17 protein-coding genes are annotated in these 17,784 nt (G+C 63.6%); 14 read left to right on the top strand and 3 right to left on the bottom strand.

Translation table 11 applies throughout. From position 1 onward, the window contains the following. Positions 1-6: 6 nt before the first annotated feature. From sucD to lpdA, 7 genes are all read left to right on the top strand, one after another. Positions 7-912 carry a succinate--CoA ligase subunit alpha gene (gene sucD, locus AC3EML_RS03165; RefSeq protein ID WP_023724452.1) on the top strand — a complete coding sequence of 302 codons (906 nt, stop codon included), beginning with the start codon at positions 7-9 and terminating at the stop codon, positions 910-912. 113 nt (positions 913-1,025) lie between these two features. Further along, complete coding sequence (locus tag AC3EML_RS03160) at positions 1,026-4,013, top strand: 2-oxoglutarate dehydrogenase E1 component (protein ID WP_352520763.1); 2,988 nt, start codon at positions 1,026-1,028, stop codon at positions 4,011-4,013. Positions 4,014-4,060: 47 nt separating this feature from the next. Then, entirely contained in the window at positions 4,061-5,353 is a 1,293-nt protein-coding gene (gene odhB, locus AC3EML_RS03155; protein ID WP_352520764.1) for a 2-oxoglutarate dehydrogenase complex dihydrolipoyllysine-residue succinyltransferase, read from the top strand. Positions 5,354-5,363: 10 nt separating this feature from the next. Beyond that, positions 5,364-5,948: a hypothetical protein gene (locus AC3EML_RS03150; RefSeq protein WP_023706736.1), complete on the top strand. Its 585-nt coding sequence runs from the start codon at positions 5,364-5,366 to the stop codon at positions 5,946-5,948. Continuing rightward, complete coding sequence (locus AC3EML_RS03145) at positions 5,945-6,460, top strand: hypothetical protein (RefSeq protein ID WP_352520765.1); 516 nt, start codon at positions 5,945-5,947, stop codon at positions 6,458-6,460. Before AC3EML_RS03150 ends, AC3EML_RS03145 begins: the two co-directional genes overlap by 4 nt. Then, positions 6,457-7,212 carry an SDR family oxidoreductase gene (locus tag AC3EML_RS03140; RefSeq protein WP_023683871.1) on the top strand — a complete coding sequence of 252 codons (756 nt, stop codon included), beginning with the start codon at positions 6,457-6,459 and terminating at the stop codon, positions 7,210-7,212. The genes AC3EML_RS03145 and AC3EML_RS03140 overlap by 4 nt, the downstream gene beginning before the upstream one ends. Before the next feature lie 23 nt (positions 7,213-7,235). Continuing rightward, entirely contained in the window at positions 7,236-8,642 is a 1,407-nt protein-coding gene (gene lpdA / locus AC3EML_RS03135) for a dihydrolipoyl dehydrogenase (protein WP_352520766.1), read from the top strand. Between the two features lie 847 nt (positions 8,643-9,489). Here the strand turns inward: lpdA and AC3EML_RS03130 are convergent. Both AC3EML_RS03130 and AC3EML_RS03125 read right to left on the bottom strand, forming a co-directional pair. Beyond that, the gene (locus AC3EML_RS03130; RefSeq protein ID WP_352520767.1) at positions 9,490-10,551 is read right to left on the bottom strand and encodes a TraB/GumN family protein; all 1,062 of its coding nucleotides are present in this window, start codon (positions 10,549-10,551) and stop codon (positions 9,490-9,492) included. Positions 10,552-10,624: 73 nt separating this feature from the next. Further along, positions 10,625-11,563, bottom strand: coding sequence for a tyrosine recombinase XerC (locus tag AC3EML_RS03125; RefSeq protein ID WP_023670529.1), 939 nt, complete (start codon positions 11,561-11,563; stop codon positions 10,625-10,627). 118 nt (positions 11,564-11,681) lie between these two features. Between AC3EML_RS03125 and rimM the strand changes: the two genes are divergently transcribed. After that, positions 11,682-12,281 carry a ribosome maturation factor RimM gene (gene rimM / locus AC3EML_RS03120; protein ID WP_023814767.1) on the top strand — a complete coding sequence of 200 codons (600 nt, stop codon included), beginning with the start codon at positions 11,682-11,684 and terminating at the stop codon, positions 12,279-12,281. Next, positions 12,278-12,976 (top strand): tRNA (guanosine(37)-N1)-methyltransferase TrmD, encoded by a 699-nt coding sequence (trmD, locus tag AC3EML_RS03115; RefSeq protein ID WP_023706729.1) that lies wholly within the window; start codon positions 12,278-12,280, stop codon positions 12,974-12,976. The genes rimM and trmD overlap by 4 nt, the downstream gene beginning before the upstream one ends. Here trmD and AC3EML_RS03110 read toward each other — a convergent pair. Further along, positions 12,958-13,710 carry a sulfite exporter TauE/SafE family protein gene (locus tag AC3EML_RS03110; protein ID WP_023683874.1) on the bottom strand — a complete coding sequence of 251 codons (753 nt, stop codon included), beginning with the start codon at positions 13,708-13,710 and terminating at the stop codon, positions 12,958-12,960. The two genes, trmD and AC3EML_RS03110, sit on opposite strands and share 19 nt — an antisense overlap. A 326-nt stretch (positions 13,711-14,036) precedes the next feature. Here AC3EML_RS03110 and rplS point away from each other — a divergent pair, with 326 nt between their 5' ends. The 5 genes from rplS to AC3EML_RS03085 all read left to right on the top strand — a co-directional run bounded on the left by rplS (position 14,037) and on the right by AC3EML_RS03085 (position 17,759). Next, positions 14,037-14,597, top strand: a complete 561-nt coding sequence (gene rplS / locus AC3EML_RS03105) for a 50S ribosomal protein L19 (protein ID WP_023687704.1) — start codon at positions 14,037-14,039, stop codon at positions 14,595-14,597. A 153-nt stretch (positions 14,598-14,750) separates the two neighbouring features. Continuing rightward, positions 14,751-15,179: an organic hydroperoxide resistance protein gene (locus AC3EML_RS03100; protein ID WP_023670524.1), complete on the top strand. Its 429-nt coding sequence runs from the start codon at positions 14,751-14,753 to the stop codon at positions 15,177-15,179. After that, the gene (locus AC3EML_RS03095; protein WP_023683877.1) at positions 15,176-15,673 is read left to right on the top strand and encodes a MarR family winged helix-turn-helix transcriptional regulator; all 498 of its coding nucleotides are present in this window, start codon (positions 15,176-15,178) and stop codon (positions 15,671-15,673) included. The genes AC3EML_RS03100 and AC3EML_RS03095 overlap by 4 nt, the downstream gene beginning before the upstream one ends. A 236-nt stretch (positions 15,674-15,909) precedes the next feature. Beyond that, the gene (locus AC3EML_RS03090; protein WP_023726051.1) at positions 15,910-16,710 is read left to right on the top strand and encodes a transporter substrate-binding domain-containing protein; all 801 of its coding nucleotides are present in this window, start codon (positions 15,910-15,912) and stop codon (positions 16,708-16,710) included. 242 nt (positions 16,711-16,952) lie between these two features. Continuing rightward, positions 16,953-17,759 (top strand): amino acid ABC transporter permease, encoded by an 807-nt coding sequence (locus tag AC3EML_RS03085; protein WP_023683878.1) that lies wholly within the window; start codon positions 16,953-16,955, stop codon positions 17,757-17,759. Positions 17,760-17,784: the final 25 nt, after the last annotated feature.

Here is a 17,784-nt window from a genome sequence, read left to right as displayed (position 1 = left end):
GCTCCGATGTCCATTCTCATCGACAAGAACACCAAGGTGCTGGTTCAGGGCCTGACCGGCAAGACCGGCACGTTCCACACCGAGCAGGCCTTGGCCTATCACGGCACCAAGATGGTCGGCGGCATCCATCCCAAGAAGGGCGGCGAGACCTGGACCGGCGCCAAGGGCGAAAACCTGCCGATCTTCGCTTCCGTTGCCGAGGGCAAGGAAAAGACCGGCGCCAATGCCTCGGTTGTCTATGTGCCGCCGGCGGGCGCCGCCGAAGCCATCCTCGAAGCCATCGAAGCCGAGATCCCGCTGATCGTCTGCATCACCGAAGGCATTCCGGTGATGGACATGGTCAGGGTCAAGGCGCGGCTCGACCGCTCGACCTCGCGGCTGATCGGCCCGAACTGCCCCGGCGTGCTCACCCCCGACGAATGCAAGATCGGTATCATGCCCGGCAACATCTTCCGCAAGGGCTCGGTCGGCGTTGTTTCGCGCTCGGGAACGCTTACCTATGAGGCAGTGTTCCAGACCACCAATGTCGGCCTCGGCCAGACCACCGCCGTCGGTATCGGCGGCGACCCCGTCAAAGGCACCGAGTTCATCGACATGCTCGAAATGTTCCTCGCCGACGACGAGACCAAGTCGATCATCATGATCGGCGAGATCGGCGGTTCGGCCGAGGAAGACGCCGCGCAGTTCCTCAAGGACGAGGCCAAGCGCGGCCGCAGGAAACCGATGGCCGGCTTCATCGCCGGGCGCACCGCGCCGGCCGGTCGCACCATGGGCCATGCGGGCGCGGTCATCTCCGGCGGCAAGGGCGGCGCGGAAGACAAGATCGCGGCGATGGAATCGGCCGGCGTCAAGGTATCGCCATCGCCGGCCCGGCTGGGCACGACGCTGGTCGAGGCGATCAAGGCTAAGTGAGTAGCGAGTAGTGAATAGCAAAAGAGAGTAACGGCGCGACCCGGGAAAAATTGCTACTCGCTACTCACTATTCGCTTTTGAAAAGGAGACGGAGCCAGGCTCCGCGGACAAAAATGGCAAGACAAGATCAGGCCAACGACCAATTTTCGCTCACCTCTTTCCTCTATGGCGGCAATGCCGACTATATCGACGCGCTGTACGCGTCCTATGAGGACGATCCGGAGTCGGTAAACCCCGAATGGCAGGACTTCTTCGCCGGGCTGAAGGACGACGCCGGCGATGTACGCAAGAACGCCAAGGGCGCTTCCTGGGCAAAGCCCTCCTGGCCGCTGCAGGCCAATGGCGAACTGGTGTCGGCGCTCGACGGCAATTGGGGCATCGTCGAGAAGCATCTGGAAAAGAAGGTCAAGGACAAGGCGGTCACCAATGGCGTCGTGCTGTCGGATGCCGACGTGCATCAGGCGACGCGCGATTCGGTGCGCGCCATCATGATGATCCGCGCCTTCCGCATGCGCGGCCATCTGCATGCCAATCTCGACCCACTCGGCATCGCCAAGCCGCTTGAGGACTATAACGAGCTGTCGCCGGAGAATTACGGTTTCACCGCAGCCGACTACGACCGGCCGATCTTCCTCGACAATGTGCTCGGCCTCGAATTCGGCACCATCCGGCAGATGCTGGAAATTCTGACCCGCACCTATTGCTCGACGCTCGGTGTCGAGTTCATGCACATTTCCGATCCCGAGGAGAAGGCCTGGATCCAGGCGCGCATCGAGGGCGCCGACAAGGAGATTTCCTTCACCGCTACGGGAAAAAAAGCGATCCTGCAGAAGCTGGTCGAGGCCGAAGGCTTCGAGCAGTTCATCGATGTCAAGTACAAGGGCACCAAGCGCTTCGGCCTCGATGGTAGCGAAGGCCTGATCCCGGCGCTGGAGCAGATCATCAAGCGCGGCGGCCAGCTCGGCATGAAGGAGATCGTGCTCGGCATGGCGCATCGCGGCCGGCTGAACGTGCTGTCCCAGGTGATGGCCAAACCGCATCGCGCCATCTTCCACGAGTTCAAGGGCGGCTCGGCCGCTCCTGACGAGGTCGAGGGCTCGGGCGACGTGAAGTACCATCTCGGCGCTTCGTCGGACCGCGAGTTCGATGGCAACAAGGTGCATCTGTCCTTGACCGCCAACCCATCGCATCTGGAAATCGTCGATCCGGTGGTGATGGGCAAGGCGCGCGCCAAGCAGGACTATCTGTTCGGCCGCAGCCGCGAGGAGATCGTGCCGCTGGAAGAGCGCGCCAAGGTGCTGCCGCTGCTTCTGCATGGCGACGCCGCCTTTGCTGGCCAGGGCGTAATCGCGGAAATTCTCGGCCTGTCGGGCCTGCGCGGCCACCGCGTCGCCGGCACGCTGCATTTCATCATCAACAACCAGATCGGCTTCACCACCAATCCGCGTTTCTCGCGCTCGTCGCCCTATCCATCCGACGTCGCCAAGATGATCGAGGCGCCGATCTTCCACGTCAATGGCGACGACCCGGAAGCGGTGGTGCACGCCACGAAGGTGGCGATCGAATTCCGCATGAAGTTCCACAAGCCGGTGGTGGTGGACATGTTCTGCTATCGCCGCTTCGGCCACAATGAGGGTGACGAGCCGGCTTTCACCCAGCCGGTCATGTACGCCAACATCCGCAACCACAAGACGACGGTGCAGATCTATGGCGACCGGCTGATCGCCGAGGGCCATATCAGTCAGGCCGAACTCGACAAGATGAAGGCCGACTGGCGCGCCCATCTGGAGTCCGAATGGGAAGTCGGCCAGCACTACAAGCCCAACAAGGCCGACTGGCTGGACGGCGCCTGGTCTGGTCTGCGCACCGCCGACAACCAGGACGAACAGCGCCGCGGCAAGACCGCCGTGCCGGTCAAGGTGCTGAAGGACATCGGCAAGAAACTGACCGAGGTGCCGAAAGGTTTCGAGGCGCACAAGACCATCATCCGCTTCCTCGAAAACCGCCGCCAGGCGATCGACTCCGGCGAAGGCATCGACTGGTCGACGGCCGAGGCGCTGGCCTTCGGCGCCATCCTGCTCGACGGCAATCCGATCCGGCTCTCCGGCCAGGATTCAGAACGCGGCACCTTCTCGCAGCGCCATTCCGTGCTCTACGACCAGAAGGACGAGACCCGCTACATCCCGCTCAACAATCTGTCGGCGGCACAGGCCGGCTACGAAGTCATCAACTCGATGCTGTCGGAAGAGGCGGTGCTTGGCTTCGAATATGGCTACAGCCTGGCCGAGCCGAAGGCGCTGACGCTCTGGGAAGCGCAGTTCGGCGATTTCGCCAACGGCGCCCAGGTGGTGTTCGACCAGTTCATCTCGTCGGGCGAGCGCAAGTGGCTCAGAATGTCAGGCCTGGTCTGCCTGCTGCCGCATGGCTATGAGGGTCAGGGTCCAGAGCATTCTTCGGCCCGGCTCGAGCGCTTTCTGCAGCTTTGCGCCGAAGACAATATGCAAGTCGCCAACTGCACCACGCCGGCCAACTACTTCCACATATTGCGCCGGCAGCTGAAGCGCGACTTCCGCAAGCCGCTGATCCTGATGACGCCGAAGTCGCTGCTGCGCCACAAGCGGGCAGTGTCGACGCTGCCGGAGATTTCGGGCGAAAGCTCGTTCCATCGGCTGTTGTGGGACGATGCCCAGCTGTTGCAGAACCAGGCGATCAAGCTCACCAAGGATTCCAAAATCCGCCGCGTCGTGCTGTGCTCGGGCAAAGTCTATTACGACCTCTACGAGGAGCGCGAGAAGCGCGGCATCAACGACATCTATCTCTTGCGCGTCGAACAGCTCTACCCGTTCCCGGCCAAGGCGCTGATCACCGAGCTGTCGCGCTTCCGCAATGCGGAGATGGTGTGGTGCCAGGAGGAACCCAAGAATATGGGCGCCTGGTCGTTCATCGATCCGTATCTGGAATGGGTGCTGGCTCATATCGACGCCAAGCATCAGCGGGTGCGCTATACCGGACGTCCGGCGGCGGCATCGCCGGCGACCGGTCTGATGTCGAAGCATTTGGCGCAGCTCGCTGCCCTGCTCGAAGACGCGCTCGGCGAATAGAACAAACCCGGCGAATAGAACAGACAGAGAAGAAACGGACAGGCACAATGGCTACCGAAATCCGCGTTCCCACTCTCGGCGAATCCGTCACCGAGGCGACCATAGGCAAGTGGTTCAAGAGGGTCGGCGATGCCATTGCCGTCGACGAGCCGCTGGTCGAGCTCGAAACCGACAAGGTGACGGTGGAGGTGCCTGCCGCCGCCGCCGGCACGCTGGGCGAGATCACCGCCAAGGAAGGCGAGACCGTCGGCGTCGGCGCGTTGCTGGGTTCGATCTCGGCAGGCGTCGCCACGGCCGCCCCGGCGTCCAAGCAGGAGACCAAGCCGCAAGCTGTGTCGCAGGCGTCGAGCCCCGACGCGGCACATACGACCAAGCAGGCCGCGGCCGAGACCGCCAAGATAGCCGGCGATGCCGGGCCGGTCGAGCCGCGCACAATGCCGCCGGCGCCAGCTGCCGCAAAGCTGATCGCCGAGAACAATCTGTCGGTCGACCAGGTTTCTGGCTCGGGCAAGCGCGGCCAGGTGCTGAAGGGCGACGTGCTCGACGCGATTTCCAAGGGCGCGCCGTCGCAGCCGGCCGAAATTCCGAAGGCCGCACCGGCTCCGGTCGCCGTGCGTGCGCCGTCCTCGGGCGACGATGCGTCGCGCGAGGAGCGCGTGCGCATGACCAAGCTGCGCCAGACCATTGCGCGCCGGCTGAAGGAAGCGCAGTCGACCGCCGCCATGCTGACCACCTTCAACGAGGTCGACATGTCGGCGGTGATGGCGCTCAGGACCAAGTACAAGGACATCTTCGAGAAGAAGCACGGCGTGAAGCTCGGCTTCATGGGCTTCTTCACCAAAGCGGTTACGCACGCATTGAAGGAAATCCCCTCGGTCAATGCCGAGATCGACGGCACCGACATCATCTTCAAGAACTATGCCCATATCGGCGTTGCCGTCGGCACCGAAAAGGGTCTCGTCGTGCCAGTGGTGCGCAATGCCGACCAAATGTCGATTGCCGAGATCGAAAAGGACATCGGCCGGCTGGGCATTGCCGCGCGGGACGGCAAGCTGTCGGTCGCCGACATGCAGGGTGGTACGTTCACCATCTCCAATGGCGGCGTTTACGGCTCACTGATGTCGACGCCGATCCTCAATGCGCCGCAGTCCGGCATTTTGGGCATGCACAAGATCCAGGACCGGCCGGTCGTGGTCGGCGGCCAGATCGTGATCCGGCCGATGATGTACTTGGCGCTGAGCTACGATCACCGTATCGTCGACGGCAAGGAAGCCGTGACCTTCCTGGTCCGCGTCAAGGATAGCCTGGAGGATCCCGAACGGCTGGTGCTCGATCTGTGAGTGATCCGGGATGGCCGAGCCCGCCCAGCCGATCGACCTGTTCGAACTCCTGACGACTGGCCGCGCGGGTCCTCTCGAACTCGGCAAAAGCAGCCGTGAGGCGGTTCGACAACTGATCGACGCGGAGGATGTGCGGGTGGACGGTCATTATCGCCACGGGGACACGGAGTCCGCGTGGTGTATCTATGGCGCCAATTGCGAATTCTTCTTCAGCCCCGATTTTCGCTTGCGATCGATCAGCGTCGAGCCCTCCAAGACCGCCTTGGCACTCAATGGCATGATGGCGACCTGGCGCGGCGATTTCGAACTCAATCTGGGAAGACATCCAACCATTCTGGCTGGCAACGACCCGATTGCATTTCACGCGTTGCCGAAAGCGCTGCAGGTCCTGAACAAGCCTGAGTTCAATTGGACAATCGGTGGCGGCGATGAGCGCGACATCTATATCGAACTGTCGGAAGGCTCCCGCTATTTGACCCTCAAGTATGAGATCAACACCATTCCGGTGGACGGGGATGCGAAAATTGTCTTTGAGATAGATTACTTTCTAGCAGCGGTCTTCCTTGTCGACCGGGATGTTCAGGGCGACGAATGACAATCCGGTCCTTCCGCATTTCGCAGCGTGTTCTGGCCCTGTCGCTAGCAGCAGCGGTGGCGACGCCGATCCCCGCCCAGGCCGCCTGCCCGCTGGCTCTCGCCGTCTATGGCGATGCCGAGAGCGATGCCGGCATCGATTTCCGGCCGACGACGGATGCGGTCACCGTCACCAACTCCTTCACGATGGTGCTCGATAAAGGTGTCGTTCTCGACGGCATTGTCATGTGGACATCCGGTGTTTCGCGACCGCAAGGGTCGCTGATGTACAAATGCCCGACCGGCGACGTCACCGGTGACGAGCTTGCCGCCTGCACGGTCTGGCATGGCGTCATCTACAGCGCCGACGACAAGGGCAACATCGCGCTCCTGGCGGCGGAAGGCACGGACGCGCCGCAGAGCCTGATCTTCCCCGATCTCGGGCCGTCGCTGCAGATGTCGACGGCCTTCGGCCCGAACGGTTTCTCAAAACTGCCATGGGACGTGTTTCTGCTGAAAGGTTGCCAGGAATGAGCGCGTCCAAGAAGGTGCTTCTGGTCACCGGCGGCAGTCGTGGCATTGGCGCGGCCACCTGCCGGCTTGCGGCAAAGGCGCGCTACCGGGTCGCGGTCAACTATGCCTCGAACGAGGCTGCCGCCAAGGCGCTGGTCGACGAAATCGAGGCGGCGGGTGGCGAGGCATTTGCCGTCAAGGGCGACGTCGGCGTCGAAGCCGACATCGTCGCCATGTTCGAAGCCGTCGATCGCGCCTATGGCCGGCTCGACGCGCTGGTCAACAATGCCGGCGTCGTCGACGTCAAGGCGCGCGTCGATGAGATGAGCCTGGCGCGGCTGGAGCGCATGATGCGCATCAACGTCATCGGCTCGTTCCTGTGCGCGCGCGAAGCGGTCAAACGCATGTCGAGCAAGCATGGCGGCCAGGGCGGCGCCATCGTCAACATCTCGTCCGCGGCGTCGCTACACAGCTCGCCCGGCGAATATGTCGACTATGCAGCGTCCAAGGCGGCGATCGACACTTTTACGCTCGGCCTGGCGCGCGAAGTCGCGACCGAAGGCGTGCGCGTCAACGCGATACGGCCGGGCATCATCGACACCGAGATCCACGCTTCGGGCGGCCAGCCGGACCGGGTCGAGCGGTTCCGCGACATGCTGCCGATGAAACGAGCCGGCACGGCGGATGAAGTCGCGCATGCCGTTCTCTATCTTTTGTCGGATGAAGCGTCCTACACGACGGGCGCAATCCTGAATGTAAGCGGCGGCCGCTGAGCCCCAAGCTAAGGGAAACGAACATGGCTTATGATGTCGTTATCATAGGGTCGGGACCGGGCGGCTATGTCTGTGCCATCAAGGCGGCACAGCTCGGGCTCAAGGTCGCGGTGGTCGAGAAGAACGCCACTTTCGGCGGCACCTGCCTGAACATCGGCTGCATCCCATCCAAGGCGCTGCTTTATGCCTCGGAGATGTTCGCCGAGGCCGGCCATTCCTTCGATGCGCTGGGCGTCGAGATACCGGCGCCGAAACTCAATCTGAAGAAGATGATGGCGCACAAGGACGCGACCGTTTCGGCCAACGTCAATGGCGTCGCCTTCCTGTTCAAGAAAAACAAGATCGATAGTTTCCGTGGCACCGGGAAGGTGGTTGCGGCCGGCAAGGTGTTGGTGACGGCTGAGGACGGCAAGGTCGAGGAGATCGAGACGAAAAACATCGTTATTGCCACGGGCTCCGATGTCGCCGGCATTCCCGGCGTCAAGGTCGACATCGACGAGAAGGTGATCGTATCGTCGACCGGCGCGCTGTCGCTGGAGAAAGTGCCGGGACATCTGGTGGTGGTCGGCGGTGGGGTCATCGGTCTGGAGCTCGGCTCGGTCTGGGCACGGCTCGGCGCCAAGGTCACCGTGGTCGAATTCCTCGACACCATCCTGGGCGGCATGGACGGCGAGGTCTCCAAGCAGTTCCAGCGCCTGCTTTCCAAGCAGGGTTTCGAGTTCAAGCTCGGCGCCAAGGTGACAGGGGTGACCAAGGCCAAAAAGGGCGCCGCCGTTGCGTTTGAACTGGTCAAGGGTGGTGCGGCCGAGACCATCGAGGCCGACGCGGTGCTGATCTCGACCGGACGCCGGGCCTATTCCGACAGCCTCGGGTTGAAAGAAGCCGGCGTCGAGGTCGACGAGCGCGGCCGGGTCAAGACCGACGGGCATCTCAGGACCAACGTGGCCGGCATCTACGCCATTGGCGACGTCATCGCCGGGCCGATGCTGGCGCACAAGGCCGAGGATGAAGGCGTGGCGGTGGCCGAGACCATTGCCGGCCAGGCCGGCCATGTGAATTACGACGTCATTCCGAGCGTCGTCTACACCAGCCCGGAAATCGCTTCGGTCGGCAAGACAGAGGAAGAGCTGAGGAAGGCCGGCATCGACTACAAAACCGGCAAATTCCCGTTCACCGCCAACGGCCGCGCGCGCGCCATGCTGCACACGGACGGCTTCGTGAAAATCCTCGCCGACAAAGCCAGCGACCGCGTGCTCGGCGTCCACATTGTCGGCTTCGGCGCCGGCGAGATGATCCATGAGGCGGCGGTGCTGATGGAGTTCGGCGGCTCCTCGGAAGACCTCGCCCGCACCTGCCACGCGCATCCGACGATGTCGGAAGCGGTCAAGGAAGCGGCGCTGGCGACGTTCTTCAAGCCGATCCATATTTAAGGAAACGCTGGAGGAACAGCACCCCCCCTCTGGCCTGCCGGCCATCTCCCCCTCAACGGGGGAGATTGGACTTCACCGCCGCGTCGCGAGCCTTCAAGTTTCTCACGTTTCTAACCTGGGCTGTTCGTGAGACAGCCGATCTCCCCCTTGAGGAGAGATGTCCGGCAGCACAGAGGGGCGGTGAAGAATCGCGACGCTCGCCGATAGGTGCCCCAAACAAAACGGCCCGCTTTTCAGCGGGCCGTTCTTGGGTTGGAAGCAAGATGCCAGATCAGTTGGCCAGATTACGGGCTCGGCGCCGGAGCAGGCGCGGGCGCCGGGGCTGGCGCAGGAGCCGGTGCGGGCGCAGGGGCTGGTGCGGGAGCCGGTTCGGCGGGCTTCATCGGCTCAGCCGGTGCAGGTGCGGGCGCCGGTGTGCTGGCTGCCGGCGGCTCTGCGGGCGCAGGATGTTCGCCGCTTCTGCCGAAAACATAGTACGCGACAATCGCAAGGATGACGACGACCAGCGCAATCAGCCAGCCGCTGCCACCACCCGACCTGGGCGCTGGATCGTTAGGGTTCGCCATAAAAGTGTCCTCCGTGGATGAAAAGCATCAATCAACACCCCTCAACGCGCAACCGTTGAACGGGTTCATACTAGGCCTTCAAATTGACGAACGCAGGAAAATTCTGATTCGCAACCGCTTGTTGGCCTGTATTTCCCCCGCAAAATCAATCACGAAAGAGGTAGAACGAGCTTAGCTGGCCTTTTCCGCCAAAAATAGGGCCAACCGCCTCCGCTTTGCGAATCAGTTGCGCACCGCACAGAGCCGGGCTTACGTGATTCGGCATTCAAGACGGGCGCTGCTCAGTCGACGGCGGTGACGGTATAGCCGGCCTTGCGAAAATCCTCGACCAGGCCTTCGGGGCCGGGAAGATGCATGGCGCCGACGGCCATGAAGGCATTGCCCTTGGCCAGGATCGGTGCGGCATGGTCGGCCATGACCTTGTTGCGGCCGGTGATCATCGTCCGGTCGAATTCGGCGTAACCTGCGTCGTCTTCGTCGGGCGAGATCGAACGCAACAGCGGCCAGAAGGTGCCGGTGTCGCCGCGCTGGTAAAGCACGATCATGGTTTCGTTGATGTCGTTTATCTTGTCGCCGAGCTTCAGGGTCTCGACCAGCCCCTTGATGTGGAACGCAAGCGGCAGCGAGGCCATGGCGCGCAGCTGGCTGGCTGCGGTCTCCAACCCTTCCACCGGCTTGCCATTAGCCTTGGCGTCCTGCGCCAGCTTGACGTCGAGAACCGGTGCGCCGCCTGCCTGACGGGCGACCTCACAGACCGGCAGCGCGACCATGGCCGACAGCAGCCACGGCTTCATCTTGGAGACGCTCGCCGGCGGAATGCCGCGCGCATCGAGCCCTTTGTTCACCACCGCCGCATCCTCCGGCGACAACAGCGACGACAACGTCGTGTTGTCGGTGAACATCATCAGCTCGGGTTCCTTGAGCATGGCCTCCATCATCTTCTGCTTGTCGAGCACGTCGGTGGTCTCGATGATGATGGTGCCGGCAGCGCCATAGGCTTTCCTGGCTGCCGGCGGCAGAGTGGTCACGCGCGGGTCGGTCATGTGCATGGTGCCGAACAGGAAGGATGGCTTTTCGCCTGATTTCTCCAGCTTCCACAACAGGCCCTTGCCGTTCAGCGTCGCTGCTGCTTCCGTCTTGATCCTGGAATAGGTGGCGGGGTCTTCCTTCTGCAGGGCCGACAGCAGATCGGCGCCGGCGCAGGCCGGGGCTTCGGCATGCGCCCTGCCCATGGCAAGCAGCAGCACGATGAGGAAAGACAGGAAAAACAGGGCGTTGAGCGCGACGAGCAGCTTCAGCGACACAAGGGCGGCGCGGTCGGCGATGGCAAGGGCGCGTTTCATGGTGCGGTTCTAGGACTGAAAAGCGGCGAAACGGTTAACCGGCGTGGGGAAATTGTCCTGGACTTATACAGTGTCACGCGCGGGGATGGGCAGATTCGTAGATCTCGAGCAGCCTTGCCGTGTCGACGCCGGTATAGACCTGCGTCGTCGACAGGCTGGCGTGGCCGAGCAGTTCCTGGATGGTGCGCAGGTCGCCGCCGCGCCCGAGCAGATGGGTGGCGAAGGAATGGCGCAACGCGTGCGGCGTCGCGGTGTCGGGCAGGTTCAACGCCGAGCGCAGCCTGGCCATGTCGCGCTGGACGATGGCCGGGTTGAGCGGCCCGCCGCGGGCGCCGCGAAACAGCAGGCCCTTGGGATCGAGATGGTAGGGACACAGTTTTCGGTATTCGGCGATTGCCCTGAGCGCCACCGGCAGCACCGGCACCAGCCGTGTCTTGCCACCCTTGCCGGTGACGCGCAGCACGGTGTCGGCTTCCGATGCCAGGTCGGCGGCGCTGAGGCCCAGCGCTTCGGAAATGCGCAGGCCCGATCCATAAAGCAGCGTCAGCACGGCGGCGTTGCGGGCGGCGATCCAGGGCTCTTCAGCCAGCTGGCCTTCCACCGACACGACATGTTTGGCATCGCTGGCGGTCAGCGGCTTGGGCAGCGATTTCGGCTGGCGCGGCGCGCGCAAAGCTGCTGCACCCGCGGCGTTGGCGAGGCCGCGCCGTTCGAGGAAACGCAGCAGCGAACGGATGCCGGCGAGGCCGCGTCCGAGCGTGCGGGCGCCAGCGCCAGCGTTGCGCCGCGCGGCAAGAAAGCCGCGCAGATCGGCCGGGCGTAAGGTTGCGATGTCGGAAATGCCGGGCGAGCCGCCGCAATGTCCGGTCAGGAAATGCAGGAACTGGCGCGTGTCGCGCTCGTAGGCCTCGACAGTCGCCGGTGACAGCCGACGCTCGCGCGCCAGCATCTTCAGCCAGCTTTCGCGCGCTGCCTGGAGGTCGGGTTTTGCCGGGATGAGAAATTCCTGCATGCCGCCATTGTCAGGCAGCCGGGTTAGGAAGCGGTGAAGAACCTGTCATTGAACTGGCCACGGGCGATCATTGAAATGACGCCGGTAGGGCGTTAGAGCAGGGCAAAGGATATCAGCCATGTCGAAGCCCCAGAACCCCGTGCAAATGGCCGTGATCGGCGCCGCCCACGGCATCAAGGGCGAATTGCGGGTGAAAACCTTCACCGGCGAGCCGCTGGCGCTGGCGGATTATGGCCCGCTCTATGCCAAGGACGGCCGCGCCTTCCAGATCATCGACATAAGGCCGGCAAACACTGTCGTCGTGGTGCGTTTCAAGGGCATTGCCGACCGCAACGCCGCCGAGGCGCTGGCCGGCACGGAGCTGTTCGTCGACCGCTCGATGCTGCCGGACGATGGCGAAGAGGACGAGTTCTACCACGCCGATCTCGTCGGGCTGGAAGTCCGCGACGACACGGATGCGGTTGTCGGCAAGGTGGTCGCGGTACACAATTTCGGCGGCGGCGACATTCTCGATGTCACGCTTGGCGGGCGCAAAGGCGTGCTGATCCCGTTCACGCAGGCCGCCGTGCCGCAGGTGGTGGTTGCCGAAGGTTTTGTCCGTGTCGATCCGGCGGCGGCCGGGCTGGTCGAGGACGAGGATGGCGAGGCGCCGCGCGAAGAAGACTTCGACGCGAAGGGCCGGCCGCGCGGGCCACGCGACGCCGGGGGCAACCGGTGACGTTCAAGGCTTCGGTGCTGACGCTCTATCCCGAGATGTTTCCGGGCGGGCTAGGCCTGTCGCTGGCCGGACGGGCGCTCGAAGTCGGGACATGGTCGCTGGAAGCTATCCAGATCCGCGACTTCGCCAGCGATCGCCATCACACCGTCGACGACACGCCGGCCGGCGGTGGCGCCGGCATGGTGATGCGCGCCGATGTGCTGGCCAAGGCGATCGACCACACGTCGCCGGCGGGCGATCCGCGGCCGCGTTTGCTGATGAGCCCGCGTGGAAAGCCGCTGACGCAGGCGCGCGTGCGCGAACTGGCTGGCGGGCCAGGCGCCGTCATCGTTTGCGGCCGGTTCGAGGGCGTCGACCAGCGGCTGATCGAGGCGCGTGGACTGGAAGAGGTCTCCATCGGCGATTTCATCCTGTCGGGCGGCGAGCCGGCGGCGCTTGTGCTGCTCGACGCCGTTGTGCGGCTGTTGCCCGGCGTCATGGGCAATGCGGTGTCGGGCGAGGAAGAAAGTTTCGAGAACGGCCTGCTCGAACACCCGCATTACACGCGGCCACAGGAGTTCGAGGGCAGGCCGATCCCCGACGTGCTGGTCTCCGGCAACCACAAGAAGATCGCCGCCTGGCGGCGTGCGGAGTCCGAGAAGCTGACCAGGGAGCGCCGGCCGGATTTGCTCGCCGCTCAGCCCTTGGCAAAATAGTAGACGGCGAGAAACAGGCCGACGGCGATGACGAAGCCGCGTACTGCGTTTTGCGGCACGCGCTTGGCGATCCATACGCCGGCATAGCCGCCGAGCGCGCCGCCGGGGATCATGACGATTGCCTGAGGCCAGGCAACAACGCCGCCGGAAACGAAGACCAGTATGGCAACGGCGGCGATGACCACGGCCAGCATGTTCTTCAGCGCGTTCAGCCGGTGATAGTCGCCGGATTGCGTCAGGCCGAGCGTCGCCAGCATCATGACGCCCATGCCGGCGCCGAAGAAGCCGCCATAGATGGCGGTAGCGAACTGCGCCAGCGAACCGGCCAGAGAGCCGACCGTGGCTTCATGCCCAGGCTTCGGCGTTGGTTTCAGCCACGGCCCGGCGGCGAACAAGGCGGTTGCGGCCAGCAGCAGCCACGGCACGAGGGCGCGGAACGACGGATTTGAGAGCGCCAGCAGGATGAGCGCACCAGCCAGCGCGCCCAAAGCCGAGATCAGGCAAAGCAGCAGCGCGCCGCGCCAGAAATGCTTGATGTCGGTCCAGTAAGCCAGCGTCGAGGTGATGTAACCGGGAAACTGCGTTACCGAGGACGTGGCGTTGGCGACGATCGGCGGCAGGCCGGCCAGCGTCATGGCGCCGAAGGTTATGAAGGTGCCGCCGCCGGCAACCGCGTTGACGGCGCCTGACAGAAAACCCGCGAGGAAGAGCAGGACTGCGTCGAAAACAGACATTGTGAGGCCGCCGGACAAGTGTGCTGCTCCCGGATTAGGAAGCTTGAAGGGCCGGCGCAACCCTGCACTGGACGATTGCGTGGTGGCATGCGACCAAAAAAGACAGGGCCAAGGCGTGACAAGTCAGTGAAATAGCTGTATGTGCCCGCCCGTACTGGCGAGAAAAATCTCCCGGACCCGTCAACAATGACGGTGTAGTCGCCCCTGCCCAATGTTTCGAAGACAAGATGTCTCGGGGACAAAGGGCATAGCCGAGCGGTCAATGGAACTGCAAGGCGAGTGTCGGACGCTCTGACTGTCGGAAGAACAAGAAGTGGACTTTTGAGATGGATATCATCCGTCAGCTCGAGGCCGAACAGGCCGCCAAGATCGAAGCCAAGCGCAAGCTTCCCGAGTTTCAGCCCGGCGACACCGTGCGCGTCCAGGTCCGCGTGACCGAAGGCACCCGCACCCGCGTCCAGGCCTATGAGGGCGTCGTCATCGCCCGCGCCGGCGCCGGCTTCCAGGAAAATTTCACCGTCCGCAAGATCTCCTACGGCGAAGGCGTCGAGCGCGTTTTCCCGGTCTACTCGCCGATGGTCGAAGGCGTCGAGATCGTGCGCCGCGGCAAGGTGCGCCGCGCCAAGCTCTATTATTTGCGCGACCGTCGCGGCAAGTCGGCCCGTATTTCGGAAAACACCGGCGTGCGCGCCCGCAAGCTCAACGATGAGGAGCGCGACGCGCTGAACGCCGAGAAGGCCCGCATCGAAGCCGAGAAGGTTGCCGCTGCCCAGGCGCTGGCCGCCGAGACGGCCGCCAAGGAAGCTGCCGAGAAGAAGGCCGTCGACGAAGCCGCCAAGGCCGCCGACGAGGCTGCAAAGGCGGCGGAAGCGACCCCGGCCGAATAAACCTGGTCCAAGGATTTTGAAAAGGCGGCTTCGGCCGCCTTTTTTCGTTTCACCAGACTGTGAACGATTGCCGGCCGAGAGTTTGGCCATGGCTGTTGACTCGAATTATCTTGTACACTAAATGATAGTGTACAAATAAAATGGAGAACTGACATGGCACTCTACACCACACAGGCTCGCGTCACCGGCGGCCGCGCCGGCCACGGCGAGACCAGCGACGGCCTGCTGAAGGTCGACCTCGCTTTGCCGAAGGAGCTCGGCGGACAGGGTGGCGCCACCAATCCCGAGCAGCTGTTCGCGGTCGGCTATGCCGCCTGCTTCGAAAGCGCCATCCGCTTCGTCGCGCGCAAGCAGAAGCTGCCGCTGGACGATGCGGCGGTGAGCGCCACCGTCAGCCTGCTTCCCAATGGTGAAGGCTTCAAACTTGGTGTCGCACTGGCCGCCGAGACCAAAGGCCTTGATCAGGCGGCGGCGGAAGCGCTTGTATCGGCCGCGCATCAGATTTGCCCCTATTCCAATGCGATCAAAGGCAATGTCGAGGTGGCGCTTTCGACCGTGGCGCTTCCGGCAAAGGCAGCATGACGACGAAGACCGAAACCAGGGCCAGCGAAGTCCCGGCGGACACGGCCGGGAGGATCGCCGTTCCGCGCCTCGACCAGCAGCTTTGCTTCGCGCTCTATTCGGCGAGCGGGCTGATGACCAAGCTCTATCGGCCGCTGCTTGACCCGCTCGGCCTGACCTATCCGCAATATCTGGCGATGCTGGCGCTGTGGCAGCATGCGCCGAGCACGGTCGGCGAACTCGGCGAGGCGCTGGGGCTGGATTCGGCGACATTGACGCCTCTGCTCAAGCGGATGGAAGCGGCTGGTCTCGTCACCCGCCGTCGCGATCCGGCCGACGAGCGCCGCGTGCTGGTCGAACCGACTGCCAAGGGCCAGGCGCTGCGCGCCCGCATCAAGGACGTATCCGCAGGCCTTGCCTGCGCCATGCCGCTGGAAGTCGAGGAGCTGAAGTCGCTGCACCGGACCTTGACCGGATTTGTCGCCAAGCTGCGTGAGGCTACGTCACCATCCTGATCCGTCATCTGACGGGTTCCCGTGTCCAGGAGGGGCCTGGTTTGCCGGCGGCGCAATCACGGAATAATTCCGACCACGGGGCGTTCTAAAACCGCGTTGGTTGAAGGCATTGGAATCCGCTTTCACCGGACGCTGAGCACCGGACCGGCTTGCAAGCCGTCTGCGGACGGCTAAAGTCGCGCCTGGATTTTCATGCGAGCCCGGCTGCAAGCGGGCTTCTCATCCTGGAGCGTGTCATGACCAAATCGAAGCTGCTGCTGGCCGCCCTCGCGGCCTGTTTCCTCGCGCCCGTCGCTGCATGGGCGGCCGATGCGCTGCCCGATCTCGGCGGCAAGAAGGTCGTGGTGGTGACGGAAAACGCCTATCCGCCGCTGCAGTTCATCGACGCCAAGACCGGCAAGCAGATCGGCTGGGAGTATGACGCGATGGACGAAATCGCCAAGCGGCTGAACTTCGAGGTGGAGTACCAGAACACCTCCTGGGACGCGATGATCCAGGCGGTTTCCGACAACCAGTACAACATTGGCATGACCGGCATCACCATCAAGGACGACCGAAAGGAGAAGGTCGATTTCTCCGACCCCTATATGCGTTCGGAGCAGTTCATGCTGGTGCGCGCCGATGAAAGCCGCTTCACCGACGCCAAGACCTTCGCCGCCTTCAAGGACGGGTTGATCGGCGCGCAGGCCGGAACGACGCCGTTCTACACCGCCGTCTACAGCGTGCTCGACGGCAATGAGCAGAACCCGCGCATCAAGCAGTTCGAGACCTTCGGCGCTTCGGTGCAGGCACTGAAATCCGGCGACGTCGATGTCGTCCTGACCGACGGCACCGCCGGCAAAGGCTATGTCGATGCCTCCGGCGGCAAGCTCAAGCTGATCGGCGGCCCGCTCGGCACCGAGGATTTTGGCTTCATCTTCCCGAAGGGCTCGGACCTGGTGAAGCCGGTCAACGCGGCGATCGCGGCGCTGAAGGCCGACGGCACGATCGAGGCGCTGAACAAGAAGTGGTTTCTCGACTACAAGATGGGGCAGTAGGCCGTCTTGGCGCGACGGCCGCTGACCCCCCTTGCGGGGGAGATGCCCGGCAGGGCAGAGGGGGGTGTGAAGGATCGCCTCCCTTTTGTTTTGAGCTTTTCCAAAGAGGCCAAAGGTTGTGACTGTAACCGTTTGACAGGTTGGAGGGACAGCACCCCCCTCTGTCCTGCCGGACATCTCCCCCGCAAGGGGGGAGATCGGCAGATCTTGCGAGCGCAGCTGTTCACCAGCGTTGGGCATTGATGCTCGCCTCAACCTCAAAACCCGATTTTCCCTGGTGGCTTGCCGCCGCGATCGCGCTCGCCGTCGTCGCTGCGCTCTCCATTGCCGCCAGCGATCTCTACGCCCAGGTTTTTGCCACCGTCGCCAAAGGCATCGGCATCACCATTCTTGTCACCGTGGTCGCCTTCGCGCTGGCTTCCGCCGTCGGGCTCGGCATTGCGCTGATGGGGTTGTCGGGGTCGCGTTGGCTCAAGCAGATCGCTCGTTTCTATGTCGAGATCATCCGCGGCGTGCCGATCCTGGTGCTGTTGTTCTGGATCGCCTTCGCCGGCGCGCCGGCCTTCGTGGCTGCGTGGAATGCGCTGACCGCGCCGCTGCAAAACGCCGGCTATCTCGGCGAGCTTTTGGTGCGCGACGTGTCGCTGTTGTGGCGTGCGATCATGGCGCTGACCATCGGTTATTCCGCCTTCATCTCCGAGGTCTTCCGCGCCGGCATCCAGTCAGTCGAGAAAGGCCAGATCGAGGCTGCCAAGGCGCTCGGGCTGACGCGCACGCAGCGCTTCCGGCTGATCGTCTTCCCACAGGCGATCCGCACCATCCTGCCGCCGCTCGGCAATGACTTCGTCGCCATGGTCAAGGATTCCTCGCTGGTCTCGGTGCTCGGCGTCGCCGACATCACGCAGATGGGCAAGATCTACGCCGCCGGCTCGTTCCGCTTCTTCGAGACCTATTCGATCGTCGCCTATATCTATCTCATCCTCACCGTCAGCCTGTCGCTGGCGCTGCGGGGGCTGGAGCAACGACTGCGGCGGGCGCAGCAGGAATAGAAGTCCGACGCGGGCACGGCTACGA

This window comes from Mesorhizobium sp. P170090 (assembly GCF_057786115.1).
This window is presented reverse-complemented; position numbering and strand designations above follow the sequence as displayed.

Excerpts from the sequence above, each read along its gene's own strand:
- sucD (WP_023724452.1), top strand. The coding sequence starts at position 7 with ATGTCCATTCTCATCGACAAGAACACCAAGGTGCTGGTTCAGGGCCTG.
- AC3EML_RS03160 (WP_352520763.1), top strand. The coding sequence starts at position 1,026 with ATGGCAAGACAAGATCAGGCCAACGACCAATTTTCGCTCACCTCTTTC.
- odhB (WP_352520764.1), top strand. The coding sequence starts at position 4,061 with ATGGCTACCGAAATCCGCGTTCCCACTCTCGGCGAATCCGTCACCGAG.
- AC3EML_RS03150 (WP_023706736.1), top strand. The coding sequence starts at position 5,364 with ATGGCCGAGCCCGCCCAGCCGATCGACCTGTTCGAACTCCTGACGACT.
- AC3EML_RS03145 (WP_352520765.1), top strand. The coding sequence starts at position 5,945 with ATGACAATCCGGTCCTTCCGCATTTCGCAGCGTGTTCTGGCCCTGTCG.
- AC3EML_RS03140 (WP_023683871.1), top strand. The coding sequence starts at position 6,457 with ATGAGCGCGTCCAAGAAGGTGCTTCTGGTCACCGGCGGCAGTCGTGGC.
- lpdA (WP_352520766.1), top strand. The coding sequence starts at position 7,236 with ATGGCTTATGATGTCGTTATCATAGGGTCGGGACCGGGCGGCTATGTC.
- AC3EML_RS03130 (WP_352520767.1), bottom strand. The coding sequence starts at position 10,551 with ATGAAACGCGCCCTTGCCATCGCCGACCGCGCCGCCCTTGTGTCGCTG.
- AC3EML_RS03125 (WP_023670529.1), bottom strand. The coding sequence starts at position 11,563 with ATGCAGGAATTTCTCATCCCGGCAAAACCCGACCTCCAGGCAGCGCGC.
- rimM (WP_023814767.1), top strand. The coding sequence starts at position 11,682 with ATGTCGAAGCCCCAGAACCCCGTGCAAATGGCCGTGATCGGCGCCGCC.
- AC3EML_RS03110 (WP_023683874.1), bottom strand. The coding sequence starts at position 13,710 with ATGTCTGTTTTCGACGCAGTCCTGCTCTTCCTCGCGGGTTTTCTGTCA.
- rplS (WP_023687704.1), top strand. The coding sequence starts at position 14,037 with ATGGATATCATCCGTCAGCTCGAGGCCGAACAGGCCGCCAAGATCGAA.
- AC3EML_RS03100 (WP_023670524.1), top strand. The coding sequence starts at position 14,751 with ATGGCACTCTACACCACACAGGCTCGCGTCACCGGCGGCCGCGCCGGC.
- AC3EML_RS03095 (WP_023683877.1), top strand. The coding sequence starts at position 15,176 with ATGACGACGAAGACCGAAACCAGGGCCAGCGAAGTCCCGGCGGACACG.
- AC3EML_RS03090 (WP_023726051.1), top strand. The coding sequence starts at position 15,910 with ATGACCAAATCGAAGCTGCTGCTGGCCGCCCTCGCGGCCTGTTTCCTC.
- AC3EML_RS03085 (WP_023683878.1), top strand. The coding sequence starts at position 16,953 with ATGCTCGCCTCAACCTCAAAACCCGATTTTCCCTGGTGGCTTGCCGCC.